The following is a 15,613-nucleotide window of genomic DNA, read 5'->3' as shown; positions in this document are numbered from 1 at the left end:
TCCTCGACGGCCCGACGGGCCGCATCGCTCAGACGGGAAGACCGATGCGCTTGATCTCCCACTCCAGCTCGACGCCGGAGTGGTCCTTCACACGCCGGCGCACTTCTTCGCCGAGCCCCTCGATATCGGCGGCCGTCGCGCCGCCGGTGTTGATCAAGAAATTGCAGTGCATGGTCGACATCTGCGCCCCGCCCCGGGTCAGCCCCCGGCAACCGGCGGCGTCGATGAGCTGCCACGCCTTCTGGCCGGGCGGATTCTTGAAGGTCGAGCCACCGGTCTTCTCGCGAATCGGCTGCGAGGCTTCGCGTGCGCTGGTGATTCGGTCCATCTCGGCGAGGATGGCCGCCGTCTCTCCCGGCCGTCCCTGAAACAGCGCGGCGGTGAAGATCACATCTGCCGGCGCCTGGGAATGCCGGTAACTGAAGCCGAAATCGGCATTGGTAAACACGCGCACCCGCCCCGCGCGATCGACGCCGCGCGCCTCGATGAGCGTGTCCTTCGTCTCGCCGCCATGCGCGCCGGCATTCATCCTCAGCGCCCCGCCGAGCCCGCCGGGAATACCGCGATAGAAGGCGAGCCCGTCGATCCCCGCTTCCGCCGCCGCGCGGGCGAGCTTCACGTCCGGCACCGCCGTTCCGGCACGGAGCCGGTAGCCTTCTTCAACCGTGATCTCGCTGAAGCCGCGCCCCAGCCGCACCACCACTCCCGGCACCCCACCATCACGCACGATGAGGTTGGAGCCGAGGCCGATGACGGTGACCGGGATTTCGGCCGGCAGATGGCTGAGGAAATAGGCGAGATCGTCCTCATCGGCCGGGGTGAACAGCGTCTGTGCCGGCCCGCCGACTCGGAACCAGGTGAGTTCGGCCAAGCTCTGATTCGCGATCAGCCGGCCGCGCAGCTCCGGCATCGCGGCGGAAAGCTCTGGCATGAGGTCGGGGAAGCTCATCGTGCGGCCCCGGCCGCCAGTTGCTCCGGCAGCGCATAGGCCCATTGGGTGATGTTGCCGGCGCCGAGACAGACGACGTAGTCACCCGGCTTCATCAGCCCGTTCACCAGCCCCGCGAGCGCCTCTGGCCCGCTCAGCCCCGTCACCGAGCGATGGCCGCGCGCGCGCAGCGCTTCCACCAGATGATCGCGGTCGATGCCGGGGATCGGCGCCTCGCCGGCCGCATAGACATCGGCGACGATCACATGATCGGCGTCGTTGAAGCAGGTGGCGAACTGGTCGAACAGCGATTGCAGCCTTGTGTAGCGGTGCGGCTGGACGATGGCGATCACCTGCCCCTCGGTCGAGGCACGGGCCGCGCGCAGCACGGCGGCGATTTCCACGGGGTGGTGGCCGTAATCGTCGAAAATGGTGACACCGCCCACCTCGCCGGTGCGGGTGAAGCGCCGCTTCACGCCACCGAAGCCAGCCAGCGCGCTGCGAATCTGCTCGTCACTGGCGCCGAGTTCATGCGCAACGGCGATGGCGGCGGTAGCGTTCAGCGCATTGTGCTTGCCGGGCATCGGCAGCACGAGATCGCGCAGTTCGTGCACCACGGCGCCGGTGCGGTCACGGAACAGCACGCCGAAGCGGCACATGCCGCCGCGCAGGTCGAGTTCGACCAGACGAACATCCGCCTGCGGGTTCTCGCCATAGGTAATGACGCGGCGATCCTCGACATGGCCGACGAGGTCCTGCACCACGGGATGATCCGTGCACATCACAGCGAAGCCGTAGAAGGGCAGATTGTCGATGAAGCTGCGGAACGCCGCCTGCACCGCCTCGAAGGTCTTGAAGTGGTCAAGATGCTCCGGGTCGATATTGGTGACGATGGCCACCTCGACCGGCAGCTTGAGGAAGGTGCCGTCGCTCTCATCTGCCTCCACCACCATCCATTCGCCGTCGCCGAGGCGGGCATTGGTGCCATAGGCGTTGATGATGCCGCCATTGATCACGGTCGGGTCGAAGCCGCCGGCGTCGAGCAGGGTGGCGACCAGCGAAGTCGTGGTGGTCTTGCCGTGGGTGCCGGCGATGGCGACGCAGCTCTTCAGCCGCATCAGCTCGGCCAGCATCTCCGCCCGGCGTACCACCGGCAGGCGCTTGGCGCGGGCGGCGACGAGCTCAGGATTGTCGCGGCGGATGGCGGTGGAGACCACCAGCACCTCGGCGCCGTCGATGTTTGCGGCCGCATGGCCGATCAGCACCTTGATGCCCTTCTCGGCAAGGCGCTTCACATTGGCGCTCTCGGCGACATCCGAGCCCTGCACGGTGTAGCCGAGATTGTGCAGCACCTCGGCAATGCCGCTCATGCCGATGCCGCCAATGCCGACGAAATGGATGGGGCCGAGGGAGAGCGGGAGCTTCATGGGATATTCCTTCCGCCCGCGCGCGCGGCAGGCGTCCTTTGCCGGCGCGCAGAAATAGACGAGCGCATTGCGCCCGTCACCGGGCCTTTGGTCGGGTGAGGGAGAGGACGGGCGGGCGCGATCCTAGACATGGATCTTGCCGACCGCGATCACGAGCGTGGCGAGGCGCTCAGCGGCGTCGGCCCGGCCCATGGCACGGGCGGCGCTGGCCATCGCCTCCAGCCGCCCTGGTTCGCCGGCGAGACGGGCGATGGCGGCGGCGAAGCTCTCCGGCGTGAAATGGCTCTGCGGCATCACCACCGCACCGCCGCCATTGGCAAGCGCGGTGGCGTTAGCCAACTGATCCTGATCGAGCGCGCCGGGCAATGGCACAAGAATGGAAGGGCGGCCGATCACACCCAGTTCCGCCACGGTCATCGCACCGGAGCGGGAGATGACGAGGTGCGCCTGAGCAATCCGCGCCGGCAGATCCGGGAAGAAGGGCGCCACTTCCGCGCTCACGCCGAGCCGCGAATAGGTGGCGCGCACCGCCTCAAGGTCCTCCGGCCGGGCCTGCTGCACGAGACGAAGCCGGGCGCGCAGCGCCGGATCGAGCGCTTCCACACCCGCCGGCACCACCTCGCTCATCACCCGCGCGCCCTGGCTGCCGCCGGTCACCAGAAGATGGACCGGTCCGTCCGTCGCGAGGGGGGCGAAGGGCACGTCAGCGGCGGCGATCACCGCAGGACGGACGGGGTTGCCGGTGTGGTGTGCCTTGGCCGCGAGGGCAGGCTTGCCGGCGCAGATGGCGGGATAGCCGGAGGCGATGGCGGTGACGCGGGACGCGAGAAGCGTGTTGGCCCGTCCCATCACCGCATTGGCTTCATGAATCAGGGTTGGGAAGCCGGCATAATGGGCGGCGAGTATGGGTGGCAGGGTGGGATAGCCGCCGAACCCGACGACGATCGCCGGCCGCATCGCCCGCATCAGCCGGAAGCCCTTCGCGAAGCCGAGCCCAAGCGTGAGCGCGGTGCGCGCCAGCGCGACAGGCGAGCGCCCGCGCACCGTCTCGGCCGGCAGCACATGCAGGCGCCGCGCCGGAAAATGGCCGGCATAGCGAGCGGCGCGCGAATCGGTGACGAGATCGACGTTGATGCCACGGGCGGCCAGAACGCCAGCCAGCGCTTCGGCGGGGAACAGATGACCGCCGGTGCCGCCGGCGGCAAGCATGACAAGCGGACGCGAGGCGGGTGCCATGGTGCGCCTCACGCCGGACGCGGCATCGGCGAGCCGAGGCGGGTGCCGAGCCGCTCCAGCTCGGCCAGCGTCGCGGTTCGCGGGCGCCGGCGCGTCAGGGCGAGCAGCATGCCCATGCCATAGGCGAGCGACAGCAGCGACGAGCCGCCATAGGACACGAAAGGCAGCGTCATGCCCTTGGCCGGCATCATGTGCAGGTTGACCATCATGTTGATGCAGGACTGCAGCCCGAACAGCATGGCGAGGCCCGCCGTGGCGAAGCGCACGAAGGGGTCCTCGTCATTCAGCGCCCGCGACAGCGCACGCAGCACGATGAAGGCGAACAGGCTGGCGATCATCAGGCACAGAACCGCACCGAACTCCTCACCGGCGACGGCGAAGATAAAGTCAGTGTGCCCGTCGGGCAGCACTTTCTTGAAGCTGCCCTCGCCCGGCCCCTGCCCTAGCCAGCCGCCATTGAGGAAGGAGTTGATCGACAAGTCGATCTGATAGGTGTCGCCGGAATCCGGATTCATGAAGCGGTCGATACGCTGGGTGACATGCGGCACCGTCTTGTAAGCGATGAACAGGCCGGTGGCGCCAATGCCGCCGAGGCCAACCACCCAGATGATCCGAAGACCCGCGAGGAAGAACAGGCTGCCCCACACCAGCGAGACCAGCATGGTCTGGCCGAAATCCGGCTGCATCACCAAGGGCGTCACCACCATGCCGAGAAGGCCGATGGCGAGGAATTGGCCCGGCATTTCCGGCCGGCGCACGCTCTCCGAGAACAGCCAGGCGGCGATGATGACGAAGCTCGGCTTGAGGAACTCGGACGGCTGCACCGTCACGCTGGCGATGTTGAGCCAGCGCCGGGCACCCTTCACTTCCGGCCCGATCACCAGCGTGGCGCAGACGAGGCCGAGGAACAGGAGGAACAGCACCAGCGCAATGCGCCTGATGTTGCGCGGCGACAGGAACGAGGTGGCGAGCAGAATGATCAGCGCCGGCACCAGGAACATCACCTGCCGGTTCACGAAATGGAACGGGTCGGGAATGCCGATGCGCGCCGCCACCGGCGGGCTCGCCGCCAGCGCCAGCACGATGCCGATGATCATCAAGGCGGCGAGAGCGCCGAGCAGCAGCCGGTCTATGGTCCACCACCACTCGCCGACCACCGTCCTTTCGGCACGCGATATCATATACGCCACTCCGGGAAACGCTTTGCCGGAGTATGGGACGGTTAAGGTTGACGCCGACTTAATGCCGGCAGTGCCTCAGGCCGCCGGAAGGGCATTGACGAGGTCACGGAACGCGTCGCCCCGCACCTCGAAGTTGCGGTACTGGTCGAAGCTGGCGCAGGCGGGCGACAGCAGAACCACCGGATGCGCCAGACCCGATGCTGCGGCGTCCGCCGCCGCGCGGGCGACCGCCACGTCCAACGTCCCGCACATCTGGAACGGTACCGTCTCGCCCAGCGTCGCGGCGAAGGCCTCGGCGGCGACGCCGATCAGATAGGCCTTGCGCACCCGCGGAAAGAACGGCCGCAGCGGCTCGATGCCACCTTCCTTGGGCTTGCCGCCGGCAATCCAGAAGATGTCCTCGAACGAGGTCAGCGCCCGCTCGGCTGCATCGGCATTGGTGGCCTTGGAATCGTTGACGAACAACGTCGAACCTAGGGTGCGCACCTGCTCCATGCGATGGGCGAGGCCGGGGAAGCTTTTCATGCCGGTGGCGATCACCTCCGGAGCGAGGCCAAGGGCACGGGCGGCGGCAAAGGCGGCGGCGGCGTTCTGTGCGTTATGCGCGCCGCGCAGCGAGCCGATGCCGGCAAGCGGAAGGGTAAACATGCGCGCGCCCTTCTCCCTGACGACGAGATCGGTGCCCTCAAGGGAAACGCCGTCCTGCAGCGCCTCCCGCACCGAGACCCGCACGACATTCTTGCCCGCCGCTTCCGCGCGATCGGCGATGGCGCGCGACCAGTCGTCATCAACACCGATGACGGCCGTACCTCCGGCTTCGACGCCAGCGATCAGGCGCTCCTTCACCCCGGCGTAATGCTCCATCGTCCCATGCCGGTCCAGATGATCGGGAGAGAGATTGAGCAGAATTCCCACCGCCGGATCGAGGCTCGGGGCGAGATCGATCTGGTAGGAGGAGCATTCGATCACATAGGCGCGGCGCCCCTTCGGCGGCTCCAGTCCCAGAATGGCAGGCCCGAAATTGCCGCCGATCTGCACGTCGCGGCCGCCGACCTTGAGCAGATGGGCGAGCAGTGCCGTAGTGGTCGATTTGCCATTGGTGCCGGTGATCGCCGCGAAAGCGGGGCGCCCCGCCGCCCGCCGCTCGCGGCAGAACAGCTCAATATCGCCGATGACCTCCACGCCGGCGGCTCGCGCCTTCTTCACCGTCCAGTGCGGTTCGGGATGGGTGAGCGGCACCCCCGGCGCCAGAACCAGCGCGGCGAAACCCGACCAGTCGGCCGTAGCCAGGTCGCCGGTCGGCACTCCCTCCGCCGCAGCTTTCTCGACCGAGGCAGGCGAATCATCCCAGGCGGTGACCTTCACGCCCCCGGCGAGAAGCGCCCGGGCGGTGGCGAGACCCGACCCGCCGAGCCCGAACAGGGCGACAGCGCAGTCCTTGAAGGAAGATACGGGTATCATCGGGAACAACCTCGGGAGCGTCACCCGCAAAAAGGACAGGGCGGGCTCCTCTCGCTAGCGCATTTCACCGGGCGATGAAATGATCGGCCTGCCGACGACAGCGGCGACCTCCCCCCAGCCTGAGAGCCTGCCATGCCCGCCCCCGCTCTGCTTCCCCTCGGCTCGACGATGCGCGTGCTGCGGCCGCATCCCAACATCTACGCCTTCTATGACGGCCGGATCGACGGCGCGCGGGCACATTCGGCGGCACCGAACTGGCTCGACGATGGCGCCTATGCCCTCGGCGTCTGCGTCTATGCGGTGGTGGATGGCAATGAGGCGCTGCTCTACGACACCCACATCTCGATTCCCCACGCGCAGATGATGCGCCGGACGCTGGAAGAAGCGGGCGTCACCTCCTTCCGGGTCGTGCTGAGCCACTGGCACGACGACCATGTGGCCGGCAACGCCGTCTTTGCCACAGACGAGATCATCGCCCTCGACCGCACCGAACGTGCGCTCGCCGCCAACCGCGTGGCGCTGGAGAACGGCGACCCGCCGATCTTCCCGCTGGTCATGCCGAACAAGATCATCACCGGCCCGACCGAGCTTTCCGTCGGCCGCCTCACCGTGAAGCTGGAACCGGCGGAGATCCACAGTCATGACGGGCTGATCCTGCTGCTGCCGCAGCTCGGCCTGATGCTGGCCGGCGACACGCTGGAAGAGCCGATCACCTATGTCGCCGAGGCCGAGCGGCTGCCGGTGCATATCGAGGAACTGAAGCGCATCCGGCAGTGGGGCTATGCCCGCATCCTGCCCAATCACGGCGCCCTCGATGTGATCGCTGCCGGCGGCTACGGCCCGGAACTGATCGATGCCACGCTGCGCTATGTCAGCAAGCTGCTGCACACGCGCATCGACATGGCATTGGCGGACCAGGATCTTTCAACCTTCATCGCCGGCGACCTCGCCACCGGGACGCTGGCCTATTTCGCCCCCTATGAGGCGGTACACGCCGCCAATGTGAAGAAGGTCCTAGCGCTGCCGGGATGAACGCAGACGCGGGCGCTCACCGAAGCTTCAGCGTCGACAGGCCGATCAACGCCAGCACCACCGCGATGATCCAGAAGCGGATGACGATCTGCGGCTCGGTCCAGCCTTTCTGCTCGAAATGGTGGTGGATCGGCGCCATCTTGAACACGCGCTTGCCGGTGAGCTTGAAGGAGGCGACCTGGACGATCACCGAGACCGCTTCCAGCACGAACAGCCCACCGATCACCGCCAGCACGATTTCGTGCTTGGTGGCGACCGCGATGGTGCCGAGCAGCCCTCCCAGCGCCAGCGAACCGGTATCGCCCATGAAGATCTGCGCCGGCGGCGCGTTGAACCAGAGAAAGCCGATGCCGGCGCCAATGATGGCGCCGCAGATCACCGCCAGTTCGCCCACCCCGGCGACATAGTGGATCTGCAGGTAATCCGCGAACAGCACATTGCCGGAGAGATAGGAGATCATCCCGAAGCTGCCTGCGGCTACCATGACGGGCACGATCGCGAGGCCGTCGAGCCCGTCGGTCAGGTTCACCGCATTGCCGGCGCCGACGATGACGAAGGCGCCGAGGACGACGAAGAACCAGCCAAGATCGAGCAGCAGGTCCTTGAAGAAGGGGAAGGCCAGCGAAGAGGACAGCGGCTCGCGGCCCACATGCATGATGACGACCGCCGCCGTGCCGGCGATCAACGCCTCGATGGCGAGGCGCGACTTGCCGGACAGGCCGTTATGCGTCTGCTTCGTCACCTTGAGATAGTCGTCATAGAAGCCGATCAGGCCGAAGCCTGTGGTGACGAACAGCACCACCCAGACATAGGGGTTGGACAAGTTACCCCAGAGCAGCGTCGCCACCATGAGCCCCGAAAAGATCATCAGCCCGCCCATGGTGGGCGTGCCCTTCTTGGTCAGCAGATGCGACTGCGGCCCGTCGGTGCGGATGGGCTGGCCCTTGCCCTGCTTCAGCCGCAGAAGGGCGATGATCGCCGGGCCGAACATGAAGACGAACAGCAGCGCGGTGATGATTGCCCCGCCGGTGCGGAAAGTGATGTAGCGGAAGACGTTAACCGCCGGGACGCTTCCCTGGAGTTCGGCGAGCCATTGCAGCATGGAAGATCAACCTTGGGGTGGGCAGGGCGGCAAGCCGGCGCGCCGCGCCAGGCAAGTGTTCAGGCCCGGAATCGGGAAGAAAGGAACAGCGCGGCTCATTCCGATGATTCCGCCGTTTCCGCAAGGCGGTCGGCGGGAAAACGTTCGATGAGCGCACGCACCAGCGGCCCCATGCGACTGCCATTGGAGCCCTTGACCATGATCACGTCGCCGCCGCGCAGCCGCTCGGCCACCAGAGGCAGAAGCGCCGCCGCGTCCGGCGCCCAGCCGCCGCGGCGGCTTTCGGGAAGCGCCTCCCACAGTGCCCGCATCAGCGGGCCGGCGCAGAAGACCAGATCGGCGGCAGCAGCGGCCACGGCGAGTTCACGGTGCATCACCTCGCCCTGCGGCCCGAGTTCCAGCATGTCGCCGAGCACGGCGATGCGCCGACCGCGCCCTGTCGGGGGGGTGGTGCCGAGCACGGCCAGCGCCGCGCGCATCGAGGCGGGGTTGGCGTTGTAGCTTTCGTCGATGACCGTCGCGCGCCCGCCCTTGACCGCGAGTGGGGTGCGCACGCCGCGCCCCGGGGGCGGGCCGAGCGCCGACAGCGCCAGCGCGGCAAGGCACAGATCGGCGCCCGCGAGCTTCGCCGCAGCGAGAACGGCGAGCGCGTTCTGCACGATATGGCGACCGGGCAGCCCGACCTTGAAGCTGACGCTCTCGCCCATGATGTCGGCCATGGCGGTCGACATGTGCGGCTGGAGATTGACGCTGGTGAGCCGGGCCTGCGCGCCTTCCGCCTCGCCGAAACCGATGATCGTGTCGACGCCCGCCGCCCGCGCGGCGGCGACCAGCCGCTCGTAATGCCGATTGTCCCGGTTAAGCACGGCCGCGCCACCGGGCGTTACGCCGGTGAAGATTTCCGCCTTGGCATCGGCGATGCCTTCCACGCTGTCGAACTGGGCGATATGGACCGGCTCGACGGTGGTGATGATCGCCACATGCGGACGCACCATGTCCACAAGCGTCGCAATCTCACCGGCATGGTTCATGCCGAGTTCGAACACGCCGTAGACGCTGTCCTGCGGCATACGGGCGAGGGAAAGCGGCACACCCCAGTGATTGTTGTAGGACGCCGCCGAGGCATGGGTCGAGCCGTCCGCCCCCAGTGCCAGGGCCAGTGCTTCCTTGGTCGTGGTCTTGCCGACCGAACCGGTGACACCGACGATGCGGGCGCGGGTGCGGCCCCGGGCGGCACGCCCCGCCGCTTCCAGCGCACGGAGCACATCGTCCACCAGAAGCAGCGACGCGCCGTCCGGCATATCGCCGGCGCGCCCGCGCTCGACCACGCTCAGTGCCGCGCCGCGCTCATGCGCCATGGCGACATAGGCATGGCCGTCACTGTTGTCGCCGCGAAGCGCGAAGAACACATCGCCTCGCTGCAGAGTGCGGGTATCGATGGAGACGCCGCCAATGGCCGCGGCCGGCGCACCGGCGAGCACTCCTCCGGTAGCCTGCGCGAGCGCCTCCGGCGTCCACAGCGGCGATACGGCAGCCGAACCGGCGCTCATGCGCTCATCTCCCGAGAAGCCCGACCGCAACGTCGCGGTCGGAGAATGGCAACGTCCGGTCGCCGATAATCTGGCCGGTTTCGTGACCCTTGCCGGCAATCAGCACCACATCTCCCGCTGCCGCCTCGTCCAGCGCGGCTTTGATGGCTTCCGCACGATCACCGATCTCGCGCGCACCCGGCGCATTGGCGAGAATCGCCGCCCGGATCGTGGCGGGATCTTCGCTGCGCGGATTGTCGTCGGTGACGATCACGACATCGGCCTTGGCGGTGGCGATCGCGCCCATGATCGGGCGCTTGCCCCGGTCACGATCACCGCCGCAGCCGAAGACGACGATCAGCCGCCCGCTCGCATAGGGACGCAACGCGTCGAGCGCGTTGGCGAGGGCGTCTGGCTTATGGGCATAATCCACAAACACGCCCGCCCCCTCCTTCGTCCCGACCAGTTCGAGCCGCCCCGGCACGCCTTCCAGCGTCTCCAGCAGCGGCAGCACTTCGCGGGCAGCCGCGCCGGTGAGCAAGGCAAGGCCGGCAGCGACGAGCGCATTGCAGGCCTGGAACGCGCCGACGAGCGGCAGTTTCACCGTGTGGCGCGCACCGTCGATTTCGATCTCAAGCCGTTGGCCCAGCCCCTCATCCACACGTTCGAGCAGCGCGATGCCGGCTCCCGTCGTGCCGATGCCGAGCAGGTTGAGCTCGTGCTCGGCGGCGACCTGCGCAACGTGACTGCCTTCGGTACTGTCTACCCACACAGCCGCCCCGCCGCCGCGGGGCACGAGATCGCGGAACAGCCGCATCTTGGCGTCGAGATAGGCCTGCATGTCAGGGTGATAGTCGAGATGATCGCGCGAGAGGTTGGTGAAGCCGCCGGCCTTGAGCCGCACCCCGTCGAGCCGGTGCTGGTCGAGCCCGTGGGAGGAAGCTTCCAGGCACAGATGTGTGACGCCCTCTTGGGCGAGGTGGTGCAAGGTGCGATGCAGCGTGATGGGGTCGGGCGTGGTGAGGGCGCCCTTGACGGCTCCTGAAGGCGCCACCACACCGAGCGTGCCGAGGCTGGCAGCGGAGAAGCCGAGCCCCTGCCAGATCTGCCGGGTGAAGGAGGCCACCGAGGTCTTTCCCGAGGTGCCGGTGACGGCGGCGATGGTCTCAGGTTGGCGGGGAAAGGCGCGGGCAGCCGCCAGACCCATGGAGTGCCGGGCATTGCCGACGCGCACATAGGAAATGGCAGGATCAAGCCATGTCGGCCTTGCCCCCTCCGCGACAAGGGCGACCGCCCCGCGGTCGATGGCCTCGCGCACGAAGGAAAGTCCGTCGCTCTTCACACCGGCAAGCGCGAAGAAAACATCTCCCGCCCGAACCGAACGGCTGTCGAGAGCCGGCTCGGCCACAGCGAGTTCCGGAGAGGCGGCCTCGTAATCGGCGTCCTCGCCGATCAGCCCCCGAAGGGTGAGGCGGCGGGCGCAGTCGACGGTGGGTTGTATCTGGTCACGCATTGGCGTCGTCCTGCGCGCCACTGCGGGCGCCTTTTACATCACTGCGCCCGCGCCAGCGTCGTGTTGGCGAGCAGGCTCTCGGCCGGCGGCACATCGGTACGCGGCATGATTCCGAGCATCGGAGCGATGCGCGAGATGATCTTGCCCGTGGTCGGCGCCGCGTTCCAGCCGGAGGTGGCGAAGCCATAGGTGCCCTCGACCGGCTGCGGCTCGTCCAGCATCACCAGCACGAGGTACTGCGGATTGTCCATTGGAAACACACCCGTGAAGGTCGTGAGCAGCCGCGTCTTTGAATAGCGGCCATTGATCACCTTTTCCGCCGTGCCGGTCTTGCCGCCGGCATAGAAGCCGGGAACGTTGACCTTCTTGGCCGAGCCCTTCTCCGCGTTGAGCCGCAGCAGGTAGCGCATCTTGGCGCTGGTCTCCGGCTTGATGATCGGCGTGCCGAGCGCAATCGCCTCTTCCCGCGTGCGCTTGAGGAAGGTCGGGGGAATGAGATAGCCGCCATTCACCAGCGCGTTCACGGCCATCACCGCCTGCAGCGGCGCGACGGCGAGGCCATGGCCGAAGGCGATGGTCGCCGTGTTCACCTCGCCCCAGCGCTTGGGGACGATCGGCATGGCGCTTTCCGGCAGTTCCGTGCGCAGCCGGTCGAGCTGCCCGGCCTTGGCGAGGAACGCCTTGTGCGCGTCCACGCCGAGCGATAGCGCCATCTTCGCGGTGCCGATATTGGACGAGAACAGGAACACTTCAGGGAGCGTCAGAACGCGGTTTTCCGCGTGATAGTCGCTGATCTTGAAACGCCCGAAGCTCAGCGCCCCGCGCGCGTCCAGCGTCGAATTGATATTGAAGCGGCCGCTGTCCAGCGCCATGGCGAAGGTCAGCGCCTTGAAGGTCGAACCCATCTCGAACACGCCGGTGGTCAGACGGTTGAGATTTTTCGGATCGAGCGAGCGCGCCGGGTCATTGGCGTCGAAATCCGGCAGCGAGGCCATGGCGACGATCTCGCCGGTGCGCACGTCCACGACCGTTCCCGCGGCGGCGATGGCCTTGAACTTCTCCTTGGCGGCGAAAAGCTCGTCGCGCAGCACGTGCTGCACGCGCAGATCAAGCGCCAGTTCCACCGGCTCCTGCTGACGGTCGGTCGCAAAGCCCGCAAGGTGAAGATCGGAGAGTCCGCGCGTGTCGACCCATTTCTCGATGCCGGCAATGCCCTGATTGTCGATGTTGGTCGAACCGAGCACATGGGCGCCCAGCGTGCCGCCCGGATAGATGCGCCGGTTCTCGGTCATGAAGCCGATGCCGGGGAGGCCAAGATTATGGATTTCCCGCTGCTGCTGCGGGGTGATGTCGCGCTTGAGCCAGATGAAGCCGCGATCGGTGGAAAGCCGCTGGCGCAGTTCGTTGGCGTCGAGGTCGGGCAGAACGGCGGTCAGCGCCTCGACCGCCTCGTCGACATCGATCAGCCGGCGGGGTTCGCCATAGAGCGAGGCCGACTTCACATCCGTGGCCAGCACCAGCCCGTTGCGGTCGACAATGTCCGGCCGCGCCGAGGCGACCGCATCGGTGGCAACGATGCGCCGGGCCACCGCGCCTTCGGGCGCCGACGCCAGCATGGCCAGCCGGCCGCCAATGGCGAGGTAGACGCCACCGAACACGATCATGCACAGCACGATGCGCGCGCGCGCGACGGCATGAGCTTCCGGCCGGCCGCGTCCGAAGGCGGCCCGCATAATGGCGAGCAGCCCACGCAGCAAGGCGTGCGGCAGACGAAGCAGGCGCCGGCCGATCGCGGGGGCAGAGAGGTTGGAAACAATGCTCATGGTGCCACCTCGCGCTTACTGGCCGATATCGCCGGGGGGAAGCAGCGGCGCCGCCGTCACCGGGTTGAGCGGCGCGCCGACGACGCCCTGCGCGCCGGCGGGGCTGCGACGCACGGTCCCCATCGTTCCCGCCGGCGGCATCGCCGAGAGGGGCAACGGTTCGGCGGAGAAGGGCTGTTCGGGCAGCGGCGCATCGTCGGGCAGCTTGGCCACCGGAGCGGTGCGCGCCGGCTTGGACGGCTTGGGCGCAGCCGCTTCCGGCGTCGGCGGATTGAGAGAGGGACCGTCCACCAGCGCCTCGATCATGCCGCTCAGCCCGTCACCGCCTGCATCCGGCTTGGCAGGAAGGCTGGCGAGACGGTCCATATGGTCGACATCGAGCGGCTGCATGTCGAGGTGCTTTTCCGCCAGGGCCTGAACGCGGTCGGGCGCGGTGCGGCGGGCCCATTCGGCATGAAGAATGGCGATGCGGTCGCGCTCGGACCGGATCTCGGTGCGCAGCTTGGCGATTTCCTGCGCCTCGAAGGCCGAGGAATATTTGACATGGTAGACGATGCCCGCCGCGGCGAGCAGCGCGATGACCGAGACGGCGTTGAGTATGCGGAACATGTCTCGACCTCAGCGACGGCGGGGAGCATCAAGGGCGGGCAGAGGCGGCAGCAGCGAGCCGAGGTCACCCCCGGCATGCGCCTGTGCCGCGGTGCGGGCGGCGGCCCGCAGCTTGGACGAGCGGGCCCGCGGATTGGCTGCCCGCTCCTCGTCACCCGGCTCGACCGCGCCGCGCGCCACGAGCGTGAAGCTCGGCGCCGCACCCGCCACCGCCGGCAGATGGCGCGAACCGGCGGCGACCTTGGCGCGGTTGGCGAGGAAATTCTTGACGATGCGGTCTTCCAGCGAGTGGAAGGTCACCACCACCAGCCGCCCGCCGGGCTTGAGGACACGCTCGGCGGCCTCCAGCGCGCGGGCGAGTTCGCCCAGCTCGTCATTCACCGCGATGCGTAGCGCCTGAAAGGTGCGGGTGGCCGGATGCGGCTCGTGCGGCTTCGCCCACACCACCTTGGAGATGATGTCGGCAAGCTGTAGCGTGCGTTCGATCGGCGTCTGCACCCGCGCTTCCACGATGGCGCGCGCCACCGCCCGCGAGCGACGCTCCTCGCCGAAGCGATAGATGAGATTGGCGAGTTCGGTCTCGGAGAGCTTCGCCACCAGATCAGCGGCGGACGGCCCATCCTGCGACATACGCATGTCGAGCGGCCCGTCGCGGCGGAAGGAAAAGCCGCGCTCGCCCTCGTCGATCTGCATGGACGAGACGCCGATATCCAGCACGACGCCATCGACCAGCGGCTCGCCCTGCGCGTCAAGCACCGCGTCGAGCGCGCTGAAGCGCTCCGGCACCAGCGTGAGGCGTCCGCCAAATTCTGCGACCAGCGCCTGCCCGTCGCGGATCGCGTTGGGATCGCGGTCAATGGCGATTACGCGGCACTCCGCCGCACCCAGAATGGCGCGCGTATAGCCGCCAGCGCCGAAGGTGCCGTCGACATAGATGCCGCCCGGCTGCGGGGCGAGATAATGCAGAACTTCGTTCAGCAGGACAGGCAGATGACGGGCCGGTCCGCCGGCAGCGTCCGTCTCCGAACCGCCGCGACCCGTCATCATGCCCCATCGGCGCGGGAATCCCGCGTCGCCCCCTGAGAGCCGATCTCCTGCTTCAGCGCGCGTACTCTGGCAGTGGCCTCCGCCAGATGCGCCCGGAAGCGATCGGGCTCCCAGATCCGAAAATGATCGCCGAGACCGACCAGAACGGCCTCGTCCTTGATGTGCGCATGGGCCTTCAGCCCCTCGCCGAGCATCACGCGGCCCTCCGGATCGAGCTTGACCATCTCGATCGCCCCGTAGAGCGCGCCCGCCAGTTCCTCCCGCGCTTCCGAATAGGGCGGATAGCGCGCGATCAGGGCGTCGATCCCCGCCATCAGCCGCGCGCCGCCCGCCTGCAGGGCGGGAAGGTCGAGCGCCGGATGGCAGTACAGATGCTCCAGCCCGTCCCGCGCAAGAAGTGCGCGGTACGGCGCCGGGATCGACATCCGGCCCTTGGAATCGAGCCGCATCGGGTAGGTCGATACGAAACGTTCCATCGGCCCGGCACGCCCCTACGCAAACACGCCCCGCCGTAATGTGCTCGCCGCGCACCAAATGCCGAACGACCGGCGCCGAAACGGCGCCGTCGGCCTTGGTTACGCGGTACTGCAACGGGATGATTTGGGATACCATGGGATATGATGGTCGTCAATGGAATGACCGTGGCAGACCACCGTCTGTGGGGCTTCCACACAGGTGATTCCGCCGCAGTCGGCATCCCGGCATTAACGCCCCATGAACCTTAA

General features: G+C 67.7%; 13 protein-coding genes. 1 reads left to right on the top strand and 12 read right to left on the bottom strand.

Annotated elements, in window-relative coordinates:
• Nucleotides 1-28: 28 nt before the first annotated feature.
• The 5 genes from murB to murD form a co-directional block, all read right to left on the bottom strand.
• Nucleotides 29-949 (bottom strand): UDP-N-acetylmuramate dehydrogenase, encoded by a 921-nt coding sequence (murB, locus tag ACO07Z_RS15740; protein ID WP_421699566.1) that lies wholly within the window; start codon nucleotides 947-949, stop codon nucleotides 29-31.
• On the bottom strand, nucleotides 946-2,355 hold the full coding sequence (gene murC / locus ACO07Z_RS15735; protein ID WP_421699565.1) for a UDP-N-acetylmuramate--L-alanine ligase: 1,410 nt from the start codon (nucleotides 2,353-2,355) through the stop codon (nucleotides 946-948). The genes murB and murC overlap by 4 nt, the downstream gene beginning before the upstream one ends.
• A 123-nt stretch (nucleotides 2,356-2,478) precedes the next feature.
• A complete protein-coding gene (murG, locus tag ACO07Z_RS15730; protein ID WP_421699564.1) occupies nucleotides 2,479-3,591 on the bottom strand; it encodes an undecaprenyldiphospho-muramoylpentapeptide beta-N-acetylglucosaminyltransferase in 1,113 nt (370 codons plus the stop codon).
• Nucleotides 3,592-3,599: 8 nt separating this feature from the next.
• Entirely contained in the window at nucleotides 3,600-4,772 is a 1,173-nt protein-coding gene (ftsW, locus tag ACO07Z_RS15725) for a putative lipid II flippase FtsW (RefSeq protein ID WP_421699563.1), read from the bottom strand.
• A 75-nt stretch (nucleotides 4,773-4,847) separates the two neighbouring features.
• Nucleotides 4,848-6,233: a UDP-N-acetylmuramoyl-L-alanine--D-glutamate ligase gene (gene murD, locus ACO07Z_RS15720; protein ID WP_421699562.1), complete on the bottom strand. Its 1,386-nt coding sequence runs from the start codon at nucleotides 6,231-6,233 to the stop codon at nucleotides 4,848-4,850.
• A gap of 132 nt (nucleotides 6,234-6,365) precedes the next feature.
• Here murD and ACO07Z_RS15715 point away from each other — a divergent pair, with 132 nt between their 5' ends.
• On the top strand, nucleotides 6,366-7,265 hold the full coding sequence (locus tag ACO07Z_RS15715) for an MBL fold metallo-hydrolase (protein WP_421699561.1): 900 nt from the start codon (nucleotides 6,366-6,368) through the stop codon (nucleotides 7,263-7,265).
• 16 nt (nucleotides 7,266-7,281) lie between these two features.
• Here the strand turns inward: ACO07Z_RS15715 and mraY are convergent, their stop codons facing one another.
• The 7 genes from mraY to ACO07Z_RS15680 form a co-directional block, all read right to left on the bottom strand.
• Nucleotides 7,282-8,367 (bottom strand): phospho-N-acetylmuramoyl-pentapeptide-transferase, encoded by a 1,086-nt coding sequence (mraY, locus tag ACO07Z_RS15710; RefSeq protein ID WP_421699560.1) that lies wholly within the window; start codon nucleotides 8,365-8,367, stop codon nucleotides 7,282-7,284.
• A gap of 95 nt (nucleotides 8,368-8,462) precedes the next feature.
• Complete coding sequence (locus ACO07Z_RS15705; protein WP_421699559.1) at nucleotides 8,463-9,917, bottom strand: UDP-N-acetylmuramoylalanyl-D-glutamyl-2,6-diaminopimelate--D-alanyl-D-alanine ligase; 1,455 nt, start codon at nucleotides 9,915-9,917, stop codon at nucleotides 8,463-8,465.
• A 4-nt stretch (nucleotides 9,918-9,921) separates the two neighbouring features.
• Nucleotides 9,922-11,409, bottom strand: coding sequence for a UDP-N-acetylmuramoyl-L-alanyl-D-glutamate--2,6-diaminopimelate ligase (locus ACO07Z_RS15700; protein WP_421699558.1), 1,488 nt, complete (start codon nucleotides 11,407-11,409; stop codon nucleotides 9,922-9,924).
• Nucleotides 11,410-11,447: 38 nt separating this feature from the next.
• A complete protein-coding gene (locus ACO07Z_RS15695) occupies nucleotides 11,448-13,142 on the bottom strand; it encodes a peptidoglycan D,D-transpeptidase FtsI family protein (protein ID WP_421700830.1) in 1,695 nt (564 codons plus the stop codon).
• A gap of 105 nt (nucleotides 13,143-13,247) precedes the next feature.
• Complete coding sequence (gene ftsL / locus ACO07Z_RS15690) at nucleotides 13,248-13,841, bottom strand: cell division protein FtsL (RefSeq protein WP_421699557.1); 594 nt, start codon at nucleotides 13,839-13,841, stop codon at nucleotides 13,248-13,250.
• A gap of 9 nt (nucleotides 13,842-13,850) precedes the next feature.
• On the bottom strand, nucleotides 13,851-14,888 hold the full coding sequence (rsmH, locus tag ACO07Z_RS15685) for a 16S rRNA (cytosine(1402)-N(4))-methyltransferase RsmH (protein WP_421699556.1): 1,038 nt from the start codon (nucleotides 14,886-14,888) through the stop codon (nucleotides 13,851-13,853).
• Nucleotides 14,885-15,337: a division/cell wall cluster transcriptional repressor MraZ gene (locus ACO07Z_RS15680; protein ID WP_421699555.1), complete on the bottom strand. Its 453-nt coding sequence runs from the start codon at nucleotides 15,335-15,337 to the stop codon at nucleotides 14,885-14,887. Before ACO07Z_RS15680 ends, rsmH begins: the two co-directional genes overlap by 4 nt.
• Nucleotides 15,338-15,613 lie beyond the last annotated feature (276 nt).

The organism is Ancylobacter sp., assembly GCF_965229075.1.
Taxonomy (GTDB): Bacteria; Pseudomonadota; Alphaproteobacteria; order Rhizobiales; family Xanthobacteraceae; genus Ancylobacter.
This window is presented reverse-complemented; position numbering and strand designations above follow the sequence as displayed.